Below are 20449 nucleotides of genomic sequence, written 5' to 3'. Positions count from 1 at the left end.
GATGGCACAGGGGAAAGTATATCTGGTGGGCGCGGGGCCGGGGGATCCGAAGTTGATCACAGTGCGCGGTCTTCGCGCGCTTCAGCGCTGCGACGTCGTCGTCTACGACCGCTTGGCCGGGCCCCAGCTGCTGCAGGAGACGCGGCCAGGCACGGAACGCATATACGTCGGCAAGCGGCCGGACCGCCATACGATGAAGCAGGAGGAGATCAACCGGCTGCTGCTCGATCTGGCGCTCTCCGGCAAGGTCGTCTGCAGGCTGAAGGGCGGCGATCCGACCGTGTTCGGGCGCGTGGGCGAAGAGGCGGAGCTGCTGAGGCAGCACAGCGTCCCCTATGAGATTGTCCCGGGCATTACGTCAGCGATCGCTGTGCCTGCTTATGCCGGCATTCCGGTAACGCACCGGGACTTAGCCTCGTCCTTCTCGATCGTGACCGGTCACGAGAGCCCGGACAAGCTCGATCGCATGATCCAATGGGACAAAGTAACGAACGCCACGGGCACGCTGCTTTTTCTGATGGGCGTCGCCAAGATCGGCTATATTAGCGAACAGCTGATGAAGTTCGGCCGCTCGGCCGAGACGCCCGTAGCGCTTGTCCGATGGGGCACGCGCGCGGAGCAAGAGACGTTGACCGGTACACTGGGCGACATCGAGCAAAAAGTGCACGAGGCGAACTTCCAGCCGCCGGCGGTTATCGTCGTCGGCGATGTGGTGCGGCAGCGCGAGACCTTGAAGTGGATTGAGGCGAAGCCGCTGTTCGGTTGGCGCGTTCTCGTCACGCGGGCCCGTTCGCAAGCTAGCGAGCTGGCGGACCGGATCGATGACCTCGGCGGAGAGCCGTACGTGTTTCCCGTGATCGACACGGTCAAACAGTCGCATTCGGACGAAGCGGAGCGAATCCGAGCGGCGCTGCGGGAAGCCGAGCGTTTTGACTGGGTCATTGTGACGAGCGCGGCGGGCGTGGAGTACTTTTTTTCATGGCTGGCCGAAGCGCGTGTCGATATCCGCCGGTTTGCCGGGGCGCGCTTTGCCGCGGTAGGTCCGAAGACGGCCGAGGCGCTGTCGGCTCGCGGCGTCGTTGCCGACGTGATTCCTACCGAGTTTCAGGCCGAAGGCTTGCTGGACAGCCTGGCGGGCAAGCTGACGCCGGGTCAGCGGGCGCTGCTGCCCAGAGGCGATCTGGCCCGGGGCTTGCTGCCGGCAGAGCTGGCCAAAGCCGGCGTCGAAGCCGTAGAGCTCGATGTGTACGAGAACAGGCTGGTCGTTCAAGAGGACGACACGATTGTGGAAATGCTGCAAGCCGGCGAGATCCACGCGGTAACTTTTACGAGCTCTTCGACGGTCGTTAATCTGCTGGAAGCATTGCGTCGGCTCGGCGTCGAACGTCCGGTCGACCTGCTTGAAGGCTGCGTGATCGCTTGCATCGGACCGATTACCGCGCGTACGGCTGAGAAGCATGGCCTGCGCGTGACGCTGACGGCCGAACAATCGACGATCGAAGGATTGCTGGACACGATGCAGAAGCACCGCGGCGCCGGCAACGAAATTCGTTAAAGAAAGGTTCTGATTCGAATGAATACATCTATCGTGCGCCATCGCCGGCTCCGCCGGACCGCGGGCATTCGAAATCTGGTCAGGGAGACGCATCTGCATGTGCACGACCTGATCATGCCGATCTTCGTCGCCCATGGCGACAACGTCAAGACTGAGATTTCCTCGATGCCGGGCGTATTTAACCTGTCGCTCGACCGTCTGGACGCGGAGATTGAAGAAATCGTATCCCTGGGCATTCAGGCGGTTCTGCTGTTCGGCATTCCGGCGTCCAAGGACAGCGTCGGCACAGGCGCTTACGCGGAAGACGGCATCGTACAGCAAGCTACCCGCAAGATTAAAAAGCTGGCGCCCGATCTGGTCGTAATCGCGGATACTTGCTTGTGCGAATTTACGGATCACGGGCACTGCGGCGTCGTGCACGAAGGAGATTGCGGCGCGGTCGTGGACAACGACGAGTCGCTCGCGCTGCTGGTACGCACGGCTGTGTCTCAAGCGCAAGCAGGCGCGGATATCATCGCGCCTTCGAATATGATGGACGGGTTCGTCGGGGCAATTCGACAGGGGCTCGATGAAGCTGGTTTCGAGGACATTCCGATCATGTCCTATGCGGTCAAATATTCCTCGGCCTACTACGGTCCCTTCCGCGAAGCCGCCCAGTCGGCGCCGAAGTTCGGCGATCGCAAGACGTACCAGATGGACGCGGCGAACGCGCGCGAGGCGCTGAGAGAGGCCGAGACGGACGTGCGCGAGGGAGCCGACATGCTGATGGTCAAGCCGGGACTCGCTTACCTTGACATCGTGCGGCTGCTGAAGGATCGTTACGACCTGCCGCTCGTCGTATACAATGTCAGCGCTGAATACGCGATGGTGAAGGCCGCAGCGATGCAAGGCTGGATCGACGAACGCGCGATCGTCCTTGAGACGCTGACAGGCATGAAGCGTGCGGGCGCGGACATGATCATTACGTATCATGCGAAGGATGCCGTTCGGTGGATGATCGGTCGATAATACGTGGGTAAAGAGGCGGGGCGCGGGAGAGCATAGCGGCAAATCGTGGTGCCTCTAAAGTGCCTGGCGAGCTGGTCGTGGGTGGTCATAGCGGCAAAAAGAGCCGCTAATGTGCCTGATAAGCCGGTCTTGGAAATGGAGGCAGCTGTGTGCCGCTAATTTGCCGGCGAGCCTGAAGGTCTTAGCCAGGATTAGCGGCACACAGCTGCCTCAGCCCCGCAGCTTGGTCAAGTTAAGCGTGTACTGATTCAAGCCGAAGGCGAGCACGCCTTTGGCTTCGAGCTCGCGGAGCACCTCGGACAATACTTGCTTGGATACGCCGGCCAATTGCGAGAGCTCGTCGTAGTTGAGCGCAAGATGGATGCGGATGAAAATACCGTCGCGCTTGCCGTGCTGGTTGGCGAGATTGATCAGGTTCTTGAGCACGCGCGTGCGGTCGTCCAGGAAGGTCAGATCGCTCACGTGCTCGTTCGTTTGCCTGAGGCGCCGGCTCAGTTCGGCAAGGATGCCCTTCGTAATATCGAAGTGCGATTCCAGCAGCCGCATAAAATCGTCGCTGGCGATTTCCAGCACGAGCGACGGCTCGAGCGTCCTAGCGGATGCCGAGCGAGGCAGACCGTCGAGCAATGCAAGCTCGCCGAAGCTGTCGCCTCCCGCGACGACGGACAACACCTTTTCGTCGCCGCCGGCACTGCGCGTGAAGAGCTTGATCGATCCGCTGAGCACGACGTAGAAGACGTTGCCAGGATCCTTTTCCTGAAAGAGGATGCTGCCCGCCGCTAGGCTGCGCCGCCTCGCGATGCGCGATATATGATCAAGCTGGGAATCGCTGAGTTTATCGAATAAAGACACCTTTTTCAGCCATTGAATCATGATGGAGCCCCCATTGCAGCACATTTGATGAATCAGTTTACCATAGTCTTTTCCATTCCAGATAGCAGAGGTGTGCCAAAAATGAGCGAATCGCGTCAAATCCGCTCGGATTCCAAGTCCAAAGCGGCATTCGAGCGGGCCAAAAGATCTATCCCCGGCGGCGTTAACAGTCCGGTTCGCGCGTTCAAATCGGTCGGCTTGACGCCGGTCGTTATTGAACGCGGCCAAGGCAGCCGCATTACCGATATTGACGGTCAGAGCTATATCGACTACGTCCTGTCCTGGGGGCCTTTGATCGCAGGTCATGCCCATCCGGAAGTCGTCGAAGCGATCAAGCGGATCGCGGAAAAAGGAACGAGTTTTGGCGCGCCTACCGAGCTGGAGACGGAGATGGCGGAGCTTGTATGCGCCCGCGTGCCGTCGATCGAGGTGGTCCGCATGGTCAACTCGGGGACCGAGGCGACGATGAGCGCCATCCGGCTGGCGCGCGGTTATACCGGCCGCAGCCGAATTTTAAAGTTTGAGGGCTCGTACCACGGCCACGCCGACAGCCTTCTGATTAAAGCCGGGTCCGGCGTAGCAACGCTCGGCCTGCCGGACAGCCCGGGTGTTCCGGAGAGCATCGCGTCCCACACGATTACGGTTCCGTACAACGATCTCGCATCGGTCAAGCTCGCATTCGAGCGGTACGGCGACGAGATCGCGGCGATCATCGTGGAGCCTGTTGCCGGCAACATGGGCGTCGTCCCTCCGCTGCCCGGCTTTTTGCAAGGCCTGCGGGACGTAACGAAGCAGCATGGCAGCCTGCTTATTTTTGACGAGGTCATGACGGGTTTCCGCGTGCACTTGAACTGCGCCCAAGGGCTTTACGGAATCACGCCCGACCTGACTTGCCTCGGGAAGGTCATCGGCGGCGGTCTGCCGGTCGGCGCCTACGGCGGCCGGCGGGAACTGATGGAGCGGATGGCGCCGGTCGGGCCGATCTACCAGGCGGGGACACTGTCGGGCAACCCGCTTGCGATGGCGGCGGGGCTGGCCACGCTCAAGCTGCTCGATGAGACCGCTTATCAGCGTTTGGAGCGACTTGCCATGCGTTTGCAAGCGGGGCTCGACGCCAATGCGCGCGAGTACGGCATCGGGATGACGATCAACCGCGTCGGCTCGATGGTTTGCCCGTTCCTTACGGACAAGCAGGTCATCAACTTCGAGACGGCGAAGCAATCGAACACGGAGCGATTCAAGACTTTGTTCGGCAGAATGCTCGATCAGGGCGTCAATCTGCCGCCTTCCCAATTCGAGGGCTGGTTCCTGTCCATCGCGCATAGCGAGGACGACATCGACGAGACGATCGCGGCGCACCGCGCCGCACTCGGCAAGTTTTAATCCCGACGACCCGAAAGTCCATAGGCATGCCCACCTTTTTAGAGCATATAGATAGATAGGGAGTGAAGCCTGCCTCCGGGCGGTTCGGGCAGCGGATGCTCCAGGGCTCGCGGGAACAGAGGCTTGAACCGGCCTCTTCGCGTGTCGACGTCGGAGATCTTGGAATCGCATGTCAGGCATACGGCTGTTGCTGCCAGTTGCAGCGGAGCGGCCGTTGCTGCCGGGGAAGCAGGGACTCTATGCCGAGAGGGGGAGACCTGTCGTGACGGATTCGTCGAACGGTTTGAGATTCGATATTTATGAACGGGTGCAGCTGGCCAGCGATGCCTTGTCCATCGATACGCTCGAGGAGATCGAGCTGTCGCCGCACATCGAGGCGTTGGAACAGGAAGATAGCGTGCTGCTGAGGGGATATTTGCTGCTCAGCGGTACTTACCGGGCGATCGGCGAGGCAGAGGCGGCGGGCACGCTGGAGCATCGCATCCCGGTCGAAATCTCCTTGCCGCAGAGCCGCGTGCGCCAGTTGGAAGAGTTGGACGTCGAGATCGACCATTTCGACGTCGATCTGCTCACCGAGCGCTCGCTGAACGTTACGGGCGTGCTCGGCTTGCGGGGTGTGCAGACGGAGGTCCGAGAAGCGCCGGTATGGCGCGAGGACGAATTTACGGTCGCGCACGACGCGCCGGAGCGGGTGTCGGCGCCTGAAGCGGATCAGCGCGACGAAATCAGTCAAGCCTTCGCGCTGCCGCCGCTTGGCGATTTTGCTTTCGAACAGGCGGAGGAAGTTGGTGAAAGCGAGACTTTCGGCAGTACGCCGGAAGCAGGTCGGACGGATGCACCTTTTTCCGCGGGCAACCCGCCTCAAGCGCCGGTCTACGCACAGCCCGGTCCGGTATACTTGCCGCCTGCTTGGACGGATCCGAGCGCCGCTCATGACGCGTCCGCATCGCCCGTCTGGTACGAGCAGCAGCGAGCGCGCGCCGAAGCCGAAGCGCGAGCTCGCGAGGAAGCGCTGCTCCGGCAGCAGGAGCTTGCCCAGTTCGCCGCCGAGGCGCTGGAGCGGCAGCTCGCCGAAGCGACGAGGGCGGAGGCCGAGGCGCGCGCCGCCGAGGAAGCCCGAGCCTATGAGCTTGCGGAGCGGGCAAAAGCCGAACGTGAAGCGTTTGAGGCGTCTGCACAGGCGGAACGCAACAGGCAGCTGGAGGAAGAGCGGGACAGGCAGGAGGAGGCCGAAGCTTGGGAGCGGCTGCTCGCCTATCAGCGTCTCGAGGAGGAGCCGGCGGAGTTCATCGCGCCAGCCGAGACCGTTCCTCCGCAGTCCGAGCCGTCAAGCTATCCGCAGGTGTACGAAACGACTATCTCCGCGCCGCCCGTGTGGCCTGGTGCCGAGAGCGACGCAGTCGCGCAAGATCAGGCGGAAGCGGTCGAAGCCGACGATACGTCCAAGTACGATCAACGCCAGCCGGACCCGGCCGGACCGAAACTGGGATTGTCCGGTAAGGGGCCGAGCGGGTCGGAGTCGGCTTTTGGCGTCGGTATCCTGTCTCAGCTGGGCGATAAAGGAGCGATTCGCGAGGCCGGTCTGAAGGCGGCCGAAGAAGCAAGGCTAGCCGCGCCGCCCGAGAATCTGCAAAATAACCGTGCCACGGGAGACGAGATCGAATGGACGCGTCTGTTCCTCGCCAAGGATGCGGGCCAATCGTTTCGCAAGGTGAAAATGGTGATTGTGCAGCGCGAGGATACGCTCGACGGCATCGCTGGCAAGTACCAGCTGCAGTCCCGCGAGCTGCAATTGTACAACAGGCTTCCCGATCCGCATCTGGCGGAAGGGCAAGTGCTCTATATCCCTTAAGAAACGAATCAGTTCGCCCTGCGGCCGCCATGGCCGCGGGGCGTCTTCGCGTTCCGCCCACTCGGCCCCTCGCGTCGCCCGAGTCCGGTCCAGTCCTTCCCTCGCCCGAACCCTCAGTTGTCTCGCCGAGTCGCTCGCCCTTCCGGTCCGAGTCGCTCGCCCGTCAGCTCCAGCCGCTGCCGCCAGCAGGTTGACTGCATGTAGCCGTACGGGTATGATAGGGAAATAAGACATGGATAGGGATCAGTAAGCAGTCGTACCCTTCAGAGAGCGGAACCGCTGCCTTGCAGCGCTGCGAGGTTCCGCAGGAAGTAAGCTGCCGAAGTCGCCCTGGAGTTTCCCGTTCGAACCGAGCACGCCGTAGAACGGGACGGCCGCAGCCGTTATCTTGCGTTCGAGAGCCGCATACTGTCCGGATGGAAGATGCGGAATGAAGGTGGTACCACGGAAGTTCAACCTTTCGTCCTTTGCGGCGGGAGGTTTTTGCTTTTTTTCGGGGTCTCGCCCTGAACCCGAGCGCTTCGGCGGCGCCGTCCCTGCCCGAGCGGGAGCGCGAAGTGCCGAAGGCCGATCGCAAATCGTCTGATCCACGTCCCTGGAGGTTGTGAACTAATGAGCGACATCAATCAAAACAAACCCCTTGAACTGCCAACTACGTACGACCCGACCGGCGCCGAGCAGAAATGGTACGATGCTTGGCTTGAAGGCGGATTTTTCAAAGCCGGCCTGAGACCGGACGCGCCCAAATACACGATCGTCATCCCGCCGCCCAACGTGACGGGCATGCTGCACATCGGCCACGCGCTCGATTTGACGCTGCAGGACATCCTCATCCGCTTCAAGCGGATGCAGGGCTTCGACGCGCTGTGGGTGCCGGGTACGGACCACGCGGGCATCGCCACGCAGACGAAGGTGGAGAGCACGCTTCGCGAAGAGGGTCTGTCCCGCTACGATCTCGGGCGCGAGAAGTTCCTCGAGCGCGTCTGGGACTGGAAGGAGCAGTACGCAGGCTCGATCCGCAAGCAATGGTCCAAAATGGGCCTCAGCCTGGATTACTCCCGCGAGCGCTTCACGCTTGACGAAGGGTTGTCCAAGGCGGTTCGCGAGGTGTTCAAGCGCCTTTACGACAAGGGCCTGATCTACCGCGGCAAGCGTATCATCAACTGGGATCCGGCCGCCAAGACCGCGCTCTCGGACATTGAAGTCGAATACAAAGAAGTGAACGGTCATCTCTACCATCTGCAGTACCCGCTCGCAGACGGCAGCGGCCATCTGACGGTCGCGACGACGCGCCCCGAGACGATGCTGGGCGATACGGCGGTAGCCGTGCATCCCGAGGACGAGCGTTACAAGCACCTGATCGGCAAGATGCTCAGGCTCCCGATCATCGGACGCGAGATTCCGGTCGTCGGCGACGAGTATGTCGACAAGGCGTTCGGCAGCGGTGCCGTCAAGATCACGCCGGCGCACGACCCCAACGACTTCGAGGTCGGCGCACGCCACGATCTGCCTCAGATCATCGTCATGGACGAGAGCGGGCGAATGAACGATCAGGCCGGCCCGTACGAGGGCATGGATCGCGCCGACTGCCGCAAGGCGATCGTCAAGGATCTTCAGGCGCAAGGCGTCCTGATTCAAATCGAAGACCACGTTCACCAGGTCGGCCACAGCGAACGCAGCGGCGCCGTCGTCGAGCCGTACCTTTCGACGCAATGGTTCGTCTCCATGAAGCCGCTCGCCGAAGCCGCGATTCATGCGCAGCGCTCGGGCAATGGCGTCAATTTCGTGCCGGATCGTTTCGAGAAAATATATTTGCACTGGATCGAGAACGTACGCGACTGGTGCATTTCCCGCCAGCTCTGGTGGGGACACCGCATCCCGGCCTGGTACAAGGAGGGCACGGACGAGATCTACGTTGGCACGGAGGCGCCGGAAGGCGAAGGCTGGGTGCAGGACGAAGACGTGCTGGACACGTGGTTCAGCTCGGCGCTATGGCCGTTCTCGACGCTCGGCTGGCCGGACAGCACCGAGGATCTCAAGCGTTACTATCCGACGGACGTGCTCGTTACGGGCTATGACATCATTTATTTCTGGGTCGCCCGGATGATTTTCACCGCGCTGGAGTTCACGGGAGAGTCGCCGTTCAAGGACGTGCTTATCCATGGTCTCGTGCGAGACGCCGAGGGCCGCAAGATGTCCAAATCGCTCGGCAACGGCGTCGACCCGTTCGAGGTTATCGAGAAATACGGCGCCGACGCGATGCGCTACATGCTGTCCACGGGCAACACGCCGGGACAGGATCTTCGTTTCCGCTGGGAGAAGGTCGAGCAGGCGCGCAACTTTGCCAACAAGATCTGGAACGCCTCACGCTTCGCCCTGATGAACCTCGAGGGCTTCAAGGTAGAAGATATCGATCTGACCGGCAGCCTGTCTACGGCCGACCGTTGGATTCTGCACCGGTTCCACGAGACGGCGCGCGACGTGACCCGGCTTATGGAAACGTACGAGTTCGGCGAGACGGGACGGCTGCTTTACAACTTCATCTGGGACGATCTGTGCGACTGGTACATCGAATTCGCCAAGCTCACGCTGTACGGGGAAGACGCTGCGGCGAAGGCAAGCACGCAATCGGTCATCGCCTATGTGCTGGATCGTACGCTGCGCCTGCTGCATCCGTTCATGCCTTATCTGTCGGAAGAGATCTGGCAGCATCTGCCGCACGAAGCCGGCGAGACGATTACGCTGGCAGCCTGGCCGGCCTACGACGCCGCGTTCGACGCGCCCGATGCGGTTCAAGAGATGGGACTGCTCATGGACGCGATCCGCGCGGTGCGCAACGTGCGCGCCGAGGTTGGCGTAACGCCGGGTAAAAAAGTCGAGCTGCTCGCGAAGCCGACGACGGAAGCGTCCGCAGGCATCCTGAAGCGCAACGAGGAGTATCTGCGGAGGTTCTGCAATACGTCGAGCCTGACGTTGGACGCAAGTCTCGCCGCGCCGGAGAAGGCAATGACCGCGATCGTGACGGGCGTCGAGCTGTATCTGCCGATCGCAGGCCTGATCGATATCGGTCAGGAGATCGCGCGGCTGACCAAGGAGCTCGCTTCGCTGAACGCCGAGGTCGACCGCGTGGAGAAAAAGCTGGCGAACGAAGGCTATATCGCGAAGGCACCTGCCCATGTCGTCGAGCAGGAGCGCGCGAAGGGCGCCGATTATCGCGACAAGCGCGACAAAGTGCTGGCACGGATCGAAGAGCTTAAAAACTAATGGAGGCGAGCGCAGGCATGACAACTTCGCAAGACGCGTCATCTCAGAACGCTCATGACCTGACATCCGCCGGAGACGGCGGGGAAGCTTCCTTCCGTACCGCCGCCGAGGCGGTCGGCTGGATCTCCGGCCTTGCGCCGGTCGTCGGCATCAAGCCGGGTCTCGAGCGGATGGAGCTGCTGCTGGAAAAACTGAACTACCCGCACCGCCGGCTCAGATTCATTCATGTGGCGGGCACGAACGGCAAAGGTTCCGTATGCGCCATGTTGGCGTCAGTCTTGCGGCAGAGCGGGTATGACGTCGGATTGTTCACGTCGCCATACCTTACTTCATTCGCGGATCGTATCGATTACAACGGCGAGGCGATGCCGGACGAGGTCATCGTTCGCCTTGCGAACCGGTTGAAGCCGCTCTCCGACGAGCTGGCGGATTCCGAATGGGGCCCGCTGACGGCGTTCGAGCTGACGACGGCCATGGCGATTCTCTACTATGCGACGGTGACTTATCCGGATTATGTCGTATGGGAAACGGGACTGGGCGGGCGCCTCGACGTGACCAACGTCGTTACGCCGGTCGTCAGCGTTATTACAAACGTCGGGCATGACCATATGGATCTTTTGGGCGATACGCTCGCGGACATTGCCCGGGAAAAGGCAGGCATCGTCAAAGCCGGCGTTCCTGTCGTATCGACTGCGCTTGAGCCTGAGGCGGCTGCGATTATTAAAGAGACCGCCGTCTCCCGCCAAGCGACGCTCTATCAGCTGGGCGATCAGTTTTCCTATGAAAATCGCGGCAAACAAGAAGAGACGCAAGCCTTCGATTTTCGGAATCTGTTCAGGGGACTCGACGAGGTCCGGATCGGCTTGGCCGGACCGCATCAACAGACCAATGCGGCTGCCGTTATCATGGCGATCGACGTGCTGCGGACGTACTATGCGCTTATTGTCGACGAGACGGACTTGAGGGAAGGGTTAAGCTGGGCGTCTTGGCCGGGCAGACTGGAACTCGTCAGTCGCGAGCCTCGGATTTTGCTTGACGGCGCGCACAATCCCGAAGGCATGGCCGCCCTGGCGGAGGCGCTACGTCAGGGGTATCCGCGCGATAAGCTTAATGTGCTGCTCGCCATGATGCCCAACAAGAATCATGAAGACGCCTTAAGGCATATACTACCAATGGTGAGTACGCTTGTCGTTACGGAACCGGACCATCATCGCAAGATGGGGGCTGAAGCGCTGGCGGATGTCGCCCGGCGTGCGGGGCGGGATGCGGTCGGCGCGGCATCCGTCATCGTTGAACCGGATTGGCGCAAAGCGCTCGAAAAAATACAAAGCCTCGCGGCCGCCGATCCCGAGGAAAATACGTTGACACTCGTGACGGGCACGCTTTATTTGATCGCGGATGTCCGCTCATGGCTGCTCGAACGCAAGACTTCTGACAAAGGCTGGTGAAGCGTCGTTGGCAACGGCTGAACACGTACATTTTATCGGTATCGGCGGCTACGGAATGAGCGCCATTGCCAGAGTGATGCTGGAAATGGGCTATCATGTGACCGGGTCGGACGTGGCCCGGCAGGAATTGACGGACAAACTGGCCAGCAAAGGGGCCGAAATCTACATCGGGCACGAACCCGGCAACGTCCGGGGCGCCAATCTCGTCGTTTATTCGACCGCGTTGGCACGGGACAACGTAGAGCGCGTGGAAGCGGAGAGCCTGAACATTCCGACGCTTCACCGCGCGCAGATGCTGGCACGGCTGCTCAACAGCCGCACCGGCATTGCGGTAGCCGGCGCGCACGGCAAGACGACGACCTCCTCGATGATCGCGCTCGTCATGGAGCTGTCGGGTCTGGATCCCACTTATATTATCGGGGGGGAGATCGTGAACGTCGGCACGAACGCCAAAGCCGGCAAAGGCGATCACGTTGTGGCAGAAGCGGACGAGAGCGACGGTTCGTTCCTCCAGTACGAGCCCGCGGTAGCTGTCGTCACGAACATCGAGGCAGACCATCTTGAGAACTATGAGGGGGATTTTGGCAAGCTTAAGGCGGCTTACGTGCAATTCCTTAAGCAGGTCCGTCCCGAAGGGTGCGCCGTCGTGTGCGCGGACGACGATAACGTCAGGGAGCTGTTGCCGCAGGCGGCAGGTACGAACGTGATCACCTACGGCGTCGATCAAGAAGCGGATTACAAAGCGGTCTCCATCGAATTGGGCGACCGTCAAGCCGCCTTCAACGTGGTTAAGGGCGGGGAGACGCTTGGACACGTTCGCCTCTCCGTACCAGGCCTGCATAACGTTTACAACGCGCTTGCGACGATCGTCGTTTGCTTGCACGCAGGCGTGCCTTTCGATCGGATCGCGTCGTCCATCGTGGAATTTAGAGGCGCGAAGCGCCGGTTCCAGGTGCTCGGGGACGTGAACGACGTGCTCGTCATTGACGATTATGCGCACCATCCGACCGAGATTCAGGCGACGATCCTGGCGGCCAAGGCGACGGGCAAACGTATTTTGGCGGTATTCCAGCCACAACGATACACGCGTACCTACTTCCTACTGGATGCGTTCAGCCGGGCATTCGCCGATGCGGACGAGGTGTATATTACCGATATTTACTCGCCAGCCGGCGAGAAGCGCATCGAGGGCATCACGTCTTCGCGTCTCGTCCAGTTGATCGCCGAGAACAGCAACGCCAACGTCTCTTACGTCCCGACGCGTGAACAGGTTCGCGACTTGCTCGCCGAGCGCGTGAGACCCGGCGATCTCGTGCTGACGATGGGGGCAGGCGATATTTGGAAGTCCGCCGACGAACTGGCCCGCATCCTGCGGGATCGGGCGGGGAAGCAATAGCGGAAATGTAGCGCAGCGGGATCTCCCCGTTGCGCTTTTTTATAGAGGATCGTAGCGTAAAAATTTGGGCGGCTATATACGGAATGGTAAGCTTGCTTTCGGTGTACCGGGGCTTTTTTGGAAGTTCAACGGGCAAAAAAGCTGCATTTGTACATGTATTTTCTGCCGACGAGCGACACGTGATGAAATACCTGCAAATGTGCAGGCAAACGCAAAGTACAAGCTTGAAATCGGGCTGATGAAGGAAAATAACTGCACGCTTGCAGCTATCCTGTTTAAACGGGCCGACCTCGGCATAAAAAGATGTATATTTGCAGGCGTTGTGCCGATAAGCGAAGCTGGCGGCAATACGCGGTGGAAAAGACGCGGTAGGCGTTAAGCCGCCGACACATCGCAGTGGCTGTCGAATGCGCCGTCGGCCGGAATCGTTTTATTGCAATCCCGCAGGATAGGCCCGCGAGTGTTACGCGGTGGTGGCGACGCGGGCGAAGACGGCATTGCAGGCAATCATATTCTCTCTCATTCGTTCATAGACTAGGATTAATAGACGAAGCAGGGAGAGAAGCCAAGATGCAGCCAACTTCCAGAATGACCTTTAAATTCGACGGCAACCTGCCAAGGGAAGTCCGTAACGATAGCGCCGTTCAGCAGGATTTCGAGATTCAGGACTCGGTGCAGCGAGGCGCGAACGCAGCGCTGGCGGAGCCGGCAGTCCGCGGCTTCAGGCCGCGCGGTTTTTCGGCGCAGGCCGACAAGCAGACACAGAACATGGGCAGCGGATTTCGTCTTCCGGGCAAGGGCGCGCATATCGGGCAAGCGCGCTCGTCCGCGGATTCCAATGCCGCGGATCGCCCGCAAGTCGCCTTGGCGGAGAAAGGCAGCCCGGCGGCCGAGCGCGCGCCGCGGACTCCGTTCGGAAGCGACAGAACGGCGGACAGGGTTTTGTCCGGTAATGTCCCCGCCGGACAGCATCCTTCGAGTGCGCATGCGTCGGGTCCGCGTCCGAACCACGCACATCCGAACCACGAACATCCGAGCCATGCACGTCTGAACCACGCACATCCGAACCACGCACGTCCGAACCACGCAAATCCGAGCCATGCACATCCAAACCATGCACATCCAAACCAGGAACATCCATCCCGCGAACAACTGACCCGGTCTTCAGCGCGCAGCAATTTGACCAGGAACGACCTGCAGGCTGTCCCCTACCAGGACGACGTAGAAGCGCTGGAGCAAATGATTCGCGGTAGCGACAGGGAACGCGGTCATTTGCAAAACGAAGGGCGTTCGGTTGCCGCGGACCCCCAGAAGACTGGGCAGCCCGGCCGCGTCGCCGGCTTTCGCAAGTCGTCTTCCTGGGCAGCGCCGCTTTCGCCTGCATTATCCTATGAAGAAGATCGACAAGCATCGGCGGACCCGTATGTTCAAAATGTTTACCCGCTTATCGATGCCCATGATCCGTATTCGCTGAATCAAGGCGAAGCTTACAGCGTTAATTCGCTGCATACCGATTCGGGAATCTATTTAAATGCGGAGGAGCGATGGGTCGACGGAGGGGAGACGCGCAGATATCGCGGGGGGCCGTCCTGGATGCGCATTTTCGCTTCGATCGCGGCAGCGATCGTGACTGGCGCGATCTTCGGTTACATCGTGCTGGCACTGTTCACCGGGGAGCCGATCTTGCCATCGGGAAGCGCCGCAGATCCGGCGTCCGCCGGGTTGAAGCCGGCCGCAACGGGCGGGGCGGCGGCAGCGTCGGGCGGTATCAAGACCGATTCTGGGGCGATCGGGAAGGCAACGGACGACAAGTCTGAGGGCACAGGTGCATCAGGGGCGGCACAGCCGAACAAGACGGCGGGAGCCGCAGGCGATGCCGAGGTCCCTGCCTCCGTCAGCTACCTGCTGCAATACGGCGTTTTCCAGAGCGAAGCCAGCATGAACGAGGCCGTCCAGGCGTTGACGAACCAAGGCATCGCGGCGGCGACGGATACGACGGACGGATTCCGCGTTTACGCGGGAATCGCAGCCGATAAAAGCGAGGCGGAGAAGCTGGGTGCGGTTTTGACGGACGAGGAATTATATGCGAAGGCGCTGGAAAACCGGGCGCTTTCGCTGCCGCAGACGTCTGCGGCGATATCGTGGGCAGCGTATCTTGAGGAAAGCGATACGCTCGGTCGCTTGCTGGCCGGGTCTTCGGCCGAGCTGTTGGCAAGAGGAGGAAAGTCGCAGCCAAGCGAACAGTCCGCCGCCGATCTGCAAGCTGCCATAAAGCGTTGGAAAGCGACGACGACGGACATAGCTGCTTGGTCCGGCAGCCGCAGCAAGCCTGCGGGCGCCTTGGCGACCCAGCTCGGGACGGCTGCGGAGCAATGGACCGCCTACGCGAAGATACCGTCCGCCGCCCTTTTGCGAACCGTGCAGGCTTCCGTGATGAAGGCGGCGTTGATCGCACGCCAGCTGCGCGAGGAACTCGGCGAGGATGGCGACTGATCGGCTCTTTCCCATAATCGCAAGCGCATCATATGGCCTTATAGACCTATTGCTGACGCGGCTTCCCGCATCGCGCGCATATGCAGCCCCGACCTAGGGGCTGTCTTTGCGTTGTCCATTGTGCGTGCCGCCGCGGCCACGTATAATAATGAGGCAAGTGTCAAAAAATGGCGGGAGACGTAGATAGCGTGAAGAAAAACGGCTGGATTTTAATTTTATTCGTATTCCTCGGCATGCTGGCCGGCGCGCTTGTCGCGGACTGGCTGAAGCGCGTCCCGGGGCTTGACTTCCTCACACGGACGGTGAAGGTACACTGGTCGCCTTCCGCCGATCTGCTCATCCTCGTTTATAACATCAATATCTCGCTTAACGTAAGCCTGCTCAGTATGGTAGGCATTGCGGCGGCAGTCTGGATTTACCGAAAGATGTAAATAAAGCCATAAGGCAAAGCGAAGCGTACCCGAAAGGAAGATTTCCGTCATGACTCAATATGCAGCATCCGAGACACGCGCTACGCTCGTTCTCGCTTCTACATCTCCTCGCAGGCAGCAATTGATCGGTTTGCTCGGTTTGCCTGTCGAGATCGTGCCAAGCTATGCCGACGAGGATACGCCCGAGGACTGGCGTCCCGCGCGTATCGTCGAAGCGCTCGCGCACCGCAAGGCTTCAGCCGTGCTGGACCGCGCTTCGCAGACGCCGGGAGCGATCGTCGTAGGCAGCGACACGATTGTCGTGCTGGACGGGGATGTGCTCGGCAAGCCGAAGGATCGCGAGGACGCCGTGTCGATGCTGACGAGACTTGCGGGCCGCGTTCATGAGGTGTACACTGGCCTGTGCTGCATCGAAGCGGCCTCCGGGCGCGCCGTCGTGTCGCACAGCGTCACGCGTGTGTTCATGCGAGCGCTCTCGAAGGATCAGATCGCCCGGTACGTCGATTCGGGCGAGCCGATGGACAAAGCCGGCGCCTACGGCATTCAGGAGATTGGCGCGATGCTCGTCGAACGCATCGAAGGCGACTTTTTTACTGTCGTCGGACTGCCGGTCTCCATGCTCGCAGCGCAGCTCGGCGAGTTCGGACTTCAGCTTCCCTGACCGGATCGGATGAGGGATTTCGTAAGGGCGACGCACGACGGCTGCGACCAGGCCGCGGGGTAGCGTCCCTCCGGAAGACCTTGAGCCGATATCCGCAGCCGATGCGGTCGATAGGGAAGAGGGAATGTTCGATATGGAACAGCGCGCTTATATGTTAAGGGAAATGCCGGAAAACGAGAGGCCTCGCGAGCGGATGCGAAGCCGGGGGGCCGCGGCGCTCAGCCATGCCGAGCTGCTCGCCATTCTGCTGCGAACCGGCACGAAAAACGAGTCCGCGATCCATCTTGCACAGCGCGTTCTGAACGAATGCGGCGGGCTTCGCAGGCTGGCCGAGCGTGCATGGGACGAACTCATCCATATCAAGGGGATCGGCCCGGCCAAGGCGCTCGAGCTGCAGGCTTCGATCGAGCTGGGCAGGCGCATGGCCCGCGCTCGGCTGCCCGAAATGCCGCGGATCCAGCGTCCCCAGGACGCTTCGGAACTGCTGATGGAGGAAATGCGGCATTTGCGGGAAGAGCGCTTCGTATGTCTGTTTCTCGATACGAAAAACCAGGTCATCGGCATGGACACGCTCTCCGTCGGCTCCTTGAGCGCGGCTATCGTGCATCCGCGCGAAGTTTATCGCGCGGCCATACGCCGCAGCAGCGCCTCCATCATCTGCGCGCACAACCATCCTAGCGGAGATCCGACGCCAAGCGCGGAAGATATAGCGCTTACCCGGAGGCTTGCCGAAGCCGGTCAACTGGTCGGGATCGAACTGCTCGACCATTTGGTAATCGGTGACAATCGCTTTGTAAGTTTGAAGGAGCTAGGCTCCATGTAATATAATATACAGGATTGTCCCAACAGGAGGTTACAAAGCATGTTCGGAGGATTTACACGAGACCTGGGTATCGACCTGGGCACAGCTAACACACTTGTATACGTCAAAGGCAAAGGCATCGTCGTCAGGGAGCCATCCGTGGTAGCCCTTCGTACCGATACAAAGAAGATCGAGGCCGTCGGCGAAGCAGCCAAGAAAATGATCGGACGGACCCCGGGCAACATCCGCGCCATTCGCCCGATGAAGGACGGCGTTATCGCCGACTTTGACACGACCGCTACCATGATCAAGTACTTTTTGAATCGCGCCCAGAAGCAGCGCTCCTTCCCTTCGCGTCATCCCAACGTGATGATCTGCGTGCCTTCCGGCATCACCGCCGTCGAGAAGCGCGCGGTCGAAGACGCCGCCAAGCAAGCTGGCGCGCGCGACGCCGTCACGATTGAAGAGCCGTTCGCGGCAGCCATCGGCGCCGATCTCCCCGTCTGGGAGCCGACCGGCAGCATGGTCGTCGACATCGGCGGCGGCACGACGGAGGTCGCGGTCATCTCGCTCGGCGGCATCGTCACGAGCCGCTCGATCCGCGTGGCCGGCGACGAGATGGACGAGTCTATCATGCAGTACATTAAGCGCCTCTATAATCTGATGATCGGCGAGCGCACGAGCGAGCAGCTCAAAATGGAAATCGGTTCGGCGATGCCGCTGGACAAGATGGAGTCGATCGAGATTCGCGGCCGCGACCTGGTCAGCGGCTTGCCGAAGACGCTCGCCATTACGTCCGACGAGATCACCGAAGCGCTGGCCGACACGGTGAACGCGATCGTCGACGCCGTCAAGGTGACGCTGGAGAAGTGCCCGCCGGAGCTGTCGGCGGACATCATGGATCGCGGCATCGTGCTGACGGGCGGCGGCGGCCTGCTCCGCAACCTGGACAGGCTGCTAGCCAGAGAGACCGGCATGCCGGTGATCGTCGCCGAGAATCCGCTGGATTGCGTCGCCATCGGTACGGGCAGGGCGCTCGAGAATATCCATCTGTTCAAGTCCAAGGGCTCCTCGCGCGGCCGCTAATGCGCAAGGTACCGCCGTTCGGCGGCATGTCAGAAGCAGGTGATCGTTATTTTTAAATTATTCGGGACCAAACGTTTATTCATTCTCATGATCGGCTTGATCCTTTTTATCGCCGTCATGGGGTTCACCTTGCGCCGCAGCGGCTTGACGTGGCCCGAACGCTTCGTTAACGACGCGTTCGGGACCGCGCAAAGCGCGCTGTATCGGCCGGTCGGAGCGGTCGCGGGCTTTTTCCGCGACCTCGGCCGGCTTTCCGACGTCTACAAAGAGAATGAGGAACTGCGCCGTACGGTGGCTATGTATGCGCAGGATCAGATCCGGTACAATGACATCGCTAGCGTTAACGAGCGATACAAGCAGGAACTTGAATTCAAACAGAGGCAAGAGCAATTATTCAATTACAAGTATGTCACTTCGCAGGTCATCGGGAGTGGCTCCAATCCATACGACAAGACGATCAAGATCGATCAAGGCGCCCATGACGGTGTGAAGCCGAACATGGCGGTCGTCACCGTTGACGGTCTTGTCGGTTTGGTCAGCAAGGTGTCCGAGTTCACGTCGACGGTCATGCCGATTACCGAGCTGGATTCCACGGCGCCGGACACGATCCAGATCTCCGCGACCGTGTCGGGCAAGGAGCAGCAGGTATTCGGTATCGTCGACTACGACAAGGAAAACGGCGTTATGCGCATGAGCAAAATCGACGAAAATGCGAACGTTGCTGAGGGCGACACGGTTGTCACGTCGGGTCAAGGCGGCGTCCTGCCTAAAGGCCTTGTCATCGGCAAGGTGCTGACGAATCAGGTGGGCGATTTCGGCCTCACGCATACGGCGACGATCCAGGCGGCCGCCAAGTTTGACCATCTATACGAAGTATTCGTCGTCATGACGCCGGATCCGGATCAGCCATGACGAAGATTCGTTTGAACCGCGCCATCGTAGCTACGCTCATTTTGCTGCTGATTCAGTCGTCGGTCCTGCCCTGGCTTATTCCGTCCGCCTGGAGCGGCCGGCTGCTGCTGCATCTTCCGTTCGTCATGACGGTTTTCGTCGCGCTGCTGGGCGGCCGTCATCGCGCTTTTCTGTTCGGCCTCGGGTTCGGTTTGCTCGAGGATATGCTATTTTACGGCCATATGATCGGTGCGTACGCCTTCGGCATGGCGCTGATCGGATATCTGATCGGGCTCGCCTTCGAGCGCAAGCTGAGCACGCTGGCCTTCGTCCTGCTCTTGACAGGCATAGGCAGCGGTTTGCTCGACATGCTCGTCTATTTCGTCTATAAGCTGTTCTCCTTGACGCACCTGAGCGCCAGCTTCGTCTTCTACTGGCAAGTGCTGCCGACGCTGCTGCTGCACATGCTGGTTGCACTGGCGCTGTATCTGCCGGCGCGACGCTTCCTGGTCCGGCAAGTCGTATCGCAATCGGAGGCAGCCGAAGGCAATTGAACTTCGCGCCGGACGCAGAGCGAGGCGGCCAGGCAGGAATTCGGACATTCTTGCCCGAATTGGTTAGCAGTAGGAGGGACGAGGCGTGAATGTCAAATCGCTAGTGACGATCAAAGGGGTCAAGGACGGGCTGGTGTTTCTGCTCGACGACGCTTGCGAGCTTGAAGCGTTGATCGATGAGCTCGAAGCCAAGCTGGAAAAGCATGAGCAGCAGCTCGCCGGACCGATCGTGCATATACAGATCAAGCTGGGGGCCCGTCAACTCCCGGAAGAGGACAAGGAGCGCATCCGCTCGATTATCCGCAAGCAAGGCAATTTTGTCGTTCAATCGATCGAGAGCGCTCCGCTGCCGGTGGGACCGGCCGACTACAGTTCATATAAGGTCGAGACGGTCACGGGCATGATCCGTTCTGGTCAGACGCTCGAGCACGAAGGACATCTGCTGCTGCTGGGAGACGTCAACCCCGGCGGAGCCGTCCGGAGCACGGGCGATATTTATATAATGGGCGCGCTGCGCGGCGTCGCGCATGCCGGCTGCGCGGGTCATGCGGAGGCAATTATCGCGGCTTCGCTCATGAAGCCGACGCAGCTTCGCATCGCCGATGTCATCAGCCGGCCGCCCGACGAGTGGGCCAGCGGCGAATCGTGGATGGAGTACGCGTATCTAAAAGACGGCGCCATGCAGATCGACAAGATGGCGCATCTGCATCATATCCGCAATCGAGCCTTGCAGGCCAAAGGAGTGTAGTACG

Annotated in this window: 16 protein-coding genes and 1 other annotated feature; of the genes, 15 read left to right on the top strand and 1 reads right to left on the bottom strand. The window is 60.6% G+C overall.

What is annotated here, in order from left to right; all coding sequences use genetic code 11:
• Nucleotide 1 precedes the first annotated feature (1 nt).
• Both cobA and hemB read left to right on the top strand, forming a co-directional pair.
• The gene (cobA, locus tag ACFSR7_RS11075; RefSeq protein ID WP_378161436.1) at nt 2-1555 is read left to right on the top strand and encodes a uroporphyrinogen-III C-methyltransferase; all 1554 of its coding nucleotides are present in this window, start codon (nt 2-4) and stop codon (nt 1553-1555) included.
• 18 nt (nt 1556-1573) lie between these two features.
• On the top strand, nt 1574-2563 hold the full coding sequence (gene hemB, locus ACFSR7_RS11070; protein WP_378161434.1) for a porphobilinogen synthase: 990 nt from the start codon (nt 1574-1576) through the stop codon (nt 2561-2563).
• A gap of 210 nt (nt 2564-2773) precedes the next feature.
• On the opposite strand, the gene ACFSR7_RS11065 is transcribed toward hemB, so the two are convergent.
• Nucleotides 2774-3436 (bottom strand): Crp/Fnr family transcriptional regulator, encoded by a 663-nt coding sequence (locus ACFSR7_RS11065; RefSeq protein WP_378161433.1) that lies wholly within the window; start codon nt 3434-3436, stop codon nt 2774-2776.
• A gap of 81 nt (nt 3437-3517) precedes the next feature.
• Here ACFSR7_RS11065 and hemL point away from each other — a divergent pair, with 81 nt between their 5' ends.
• The 13 genes from hemL to ACFSR7_RS11000 all read left to right on the top strand — a co-directional run bounded on the left by hemL (nt 3518) and on the right by ACFSR7_RS11000 (nt 20445).
• On the top strand, nt 3518-4819 hold the full coding sequence (hemL, locus tag ACFSR7_RS11060) for a glutamate-1-semialdehyde 2,1-aminomutase (protein WP_378161431.1): 1302 nt from the start codon (nt 3518-3520) through the stop codon (nt 4817-4819).
• Nucleotides 4820-5081: 262 nt separating this feature from the next.
• Complete coding sequence (locus tag ACFSR7_RS11055) at nt 5082-6671, top strand: LysM peptidoglycan-binding domain-containing protein (RefSeq protein WP_378161429.1); 1590 nt, start codon at nt 5082-5084, stop codon at nt 6669-6671.
• A gap of 224 nt (nt 6672-6895) precedes the next feature.
• Nucleotides 6896-7142, top strand: a binding site (T-box leader).
• A gap of 141 nt (nt 7143-7283) precedes the next feature.
• Nucleotides 7284-9935, top strand: coding sequence for a valine--tRNA ligase (locus tag ACFSR7_RS11050; protein ID WP_378161427.1), 2652 nt, complete (start codon nt 7284-7286; stop codon nt 9933-9935).
• A gap of 17 nt (nt 9936-9952) precedes the next feature.
• A complete protein-coding gene (locus ACFSR7_RS11045) occupies nt 9953-11383 on the top strand; it encodes a bifunctional folylpolyglutamate synthase/dihydrofolate synthase (RefSeq protein WP_378161425.1) in 1431 nt (476 codons plus the stop codon).
• Nucleotides 11384-11390: 7 nt separating this feature from the next.
• A complete protein-coding gene (murC, locus tag ACFSR7_RS11040) occupies nt 11391-12779 on the top strand; it encodes a UDP-N-acetylmuramate--L-alanine ligase (RefSeq protein WP_378161423.1) in 1389 nt (462 codons plus the stop codon).
• A 570-nt stretch (nt 12780-13349) separates the two neighbouring features.
• Nucleotides 13350-15272, top strand: a complete 1923-nt coding sequence (locus ACFSR7_RS11035; protein WP_378161421.1) for an SPOR domain-containing protein — start codon at nt 13350-13352, stop codon at nt 15270-15272.
• 188 nt (nt 15273-15460) lie between these two features.
• The gene (locus ACFSR7_RS11030) at nt 15461-15703 is read left to right on the top strand and encodes a DUF4321 domain-containing protein (RefSeq protein ID WP_378161419.1); all 243 of its coding nucleotides are present in this window, start codon (nt 15461-15463) and stop codon (nt 15701-15703) included.
• A gap of 49 nt (nt 15704-15752) precedes the next feature.
• Nucleotides 15753-16364 carry a Maf family protein gene (locus tag ACFSR7_RS11025; protein WP_378161417.1) on the top strand — a complete coding sequence of 204 codons (612 nt, stop codon included), beginning with the start codon at nt 15753-15755 and terminating at the stop codon, nt 16362-16364.
• Between the two features lie 133 nt (nt 16365-16497).
• Complete coding sequence (radC, locus tag ACFSR7_RS11020; RefSeq protein ID WP_378161415.1) at nt 16498-17187, top strand: RadC family protein; 690 nt, start codon at nt 16498-16500, stop codon at nt 17185-17187.
• Between the two features lie 39 nt (nt 17188-17226).
• Nucleotides 17227-18252 carry a rod shape-determining protein gene (locus ACFSR7_RS11015; RefSeq protein WP_378115818.1) on the top strand — a complete coding sequence of 342 codons (1026 nt, stop codon included), beginning with the start codon at nt 17227-17229 and terminating at the stop codon, nt 18250-18252.
• Between the two features lie 87 nt (nt 18253-18339).
• Nucleotides 18340-19164 (top strand): rod shape-determining protein MreC, encoded by an 825-nt coding sequence (gene mreC / locus ACFSR7_RS11010; RefSeq protein WP_378161413.1) that lies wholly within the window; start codon nt 18340-18342, stop codon nt 19162-19164.
• Nucleotides 19161-19697: a rod shape-determining protein MreD gene (gene mreD / locus ACFSR7_RS11005; RefSeq protein WP_378161411.1), complete on the top strand. Its 537-nt coding sequence runs from the start codon at nt 19161-19163 to the stop codon at nt 19695-19697. The genes mreC and mreD overlap by 4 nt, the downstream gene beginning before the upstream one ends.
• Before the next feature lie 85 nt (nt 19698-19782).
• On the top strand, nt 19783-20445 hold the full coding sequence (locus ACFSR7_RS11000) for a septum site-determining protein MinC (protein WP_378161409.1): 663 nt from the start codon (nt 19783-19785) through the stop codon (nt 20443-20445).
• Nucleotides 20446-20449 lie beyond the last annotated feature (4 nt).

The organism is Cohnella sp. GCM10020058 (assembly GCF_042683485.1).
GTDB lineage: Bacteria > Bacillota > Bacilli > Paenibacillales > Paenibacillaceae > Cohnella.
The sequence above is the reverse complement of the archived record's forward strand: the minus strand, read 5'-3'. Positions and strand labels throughout refer to the sequence as shown.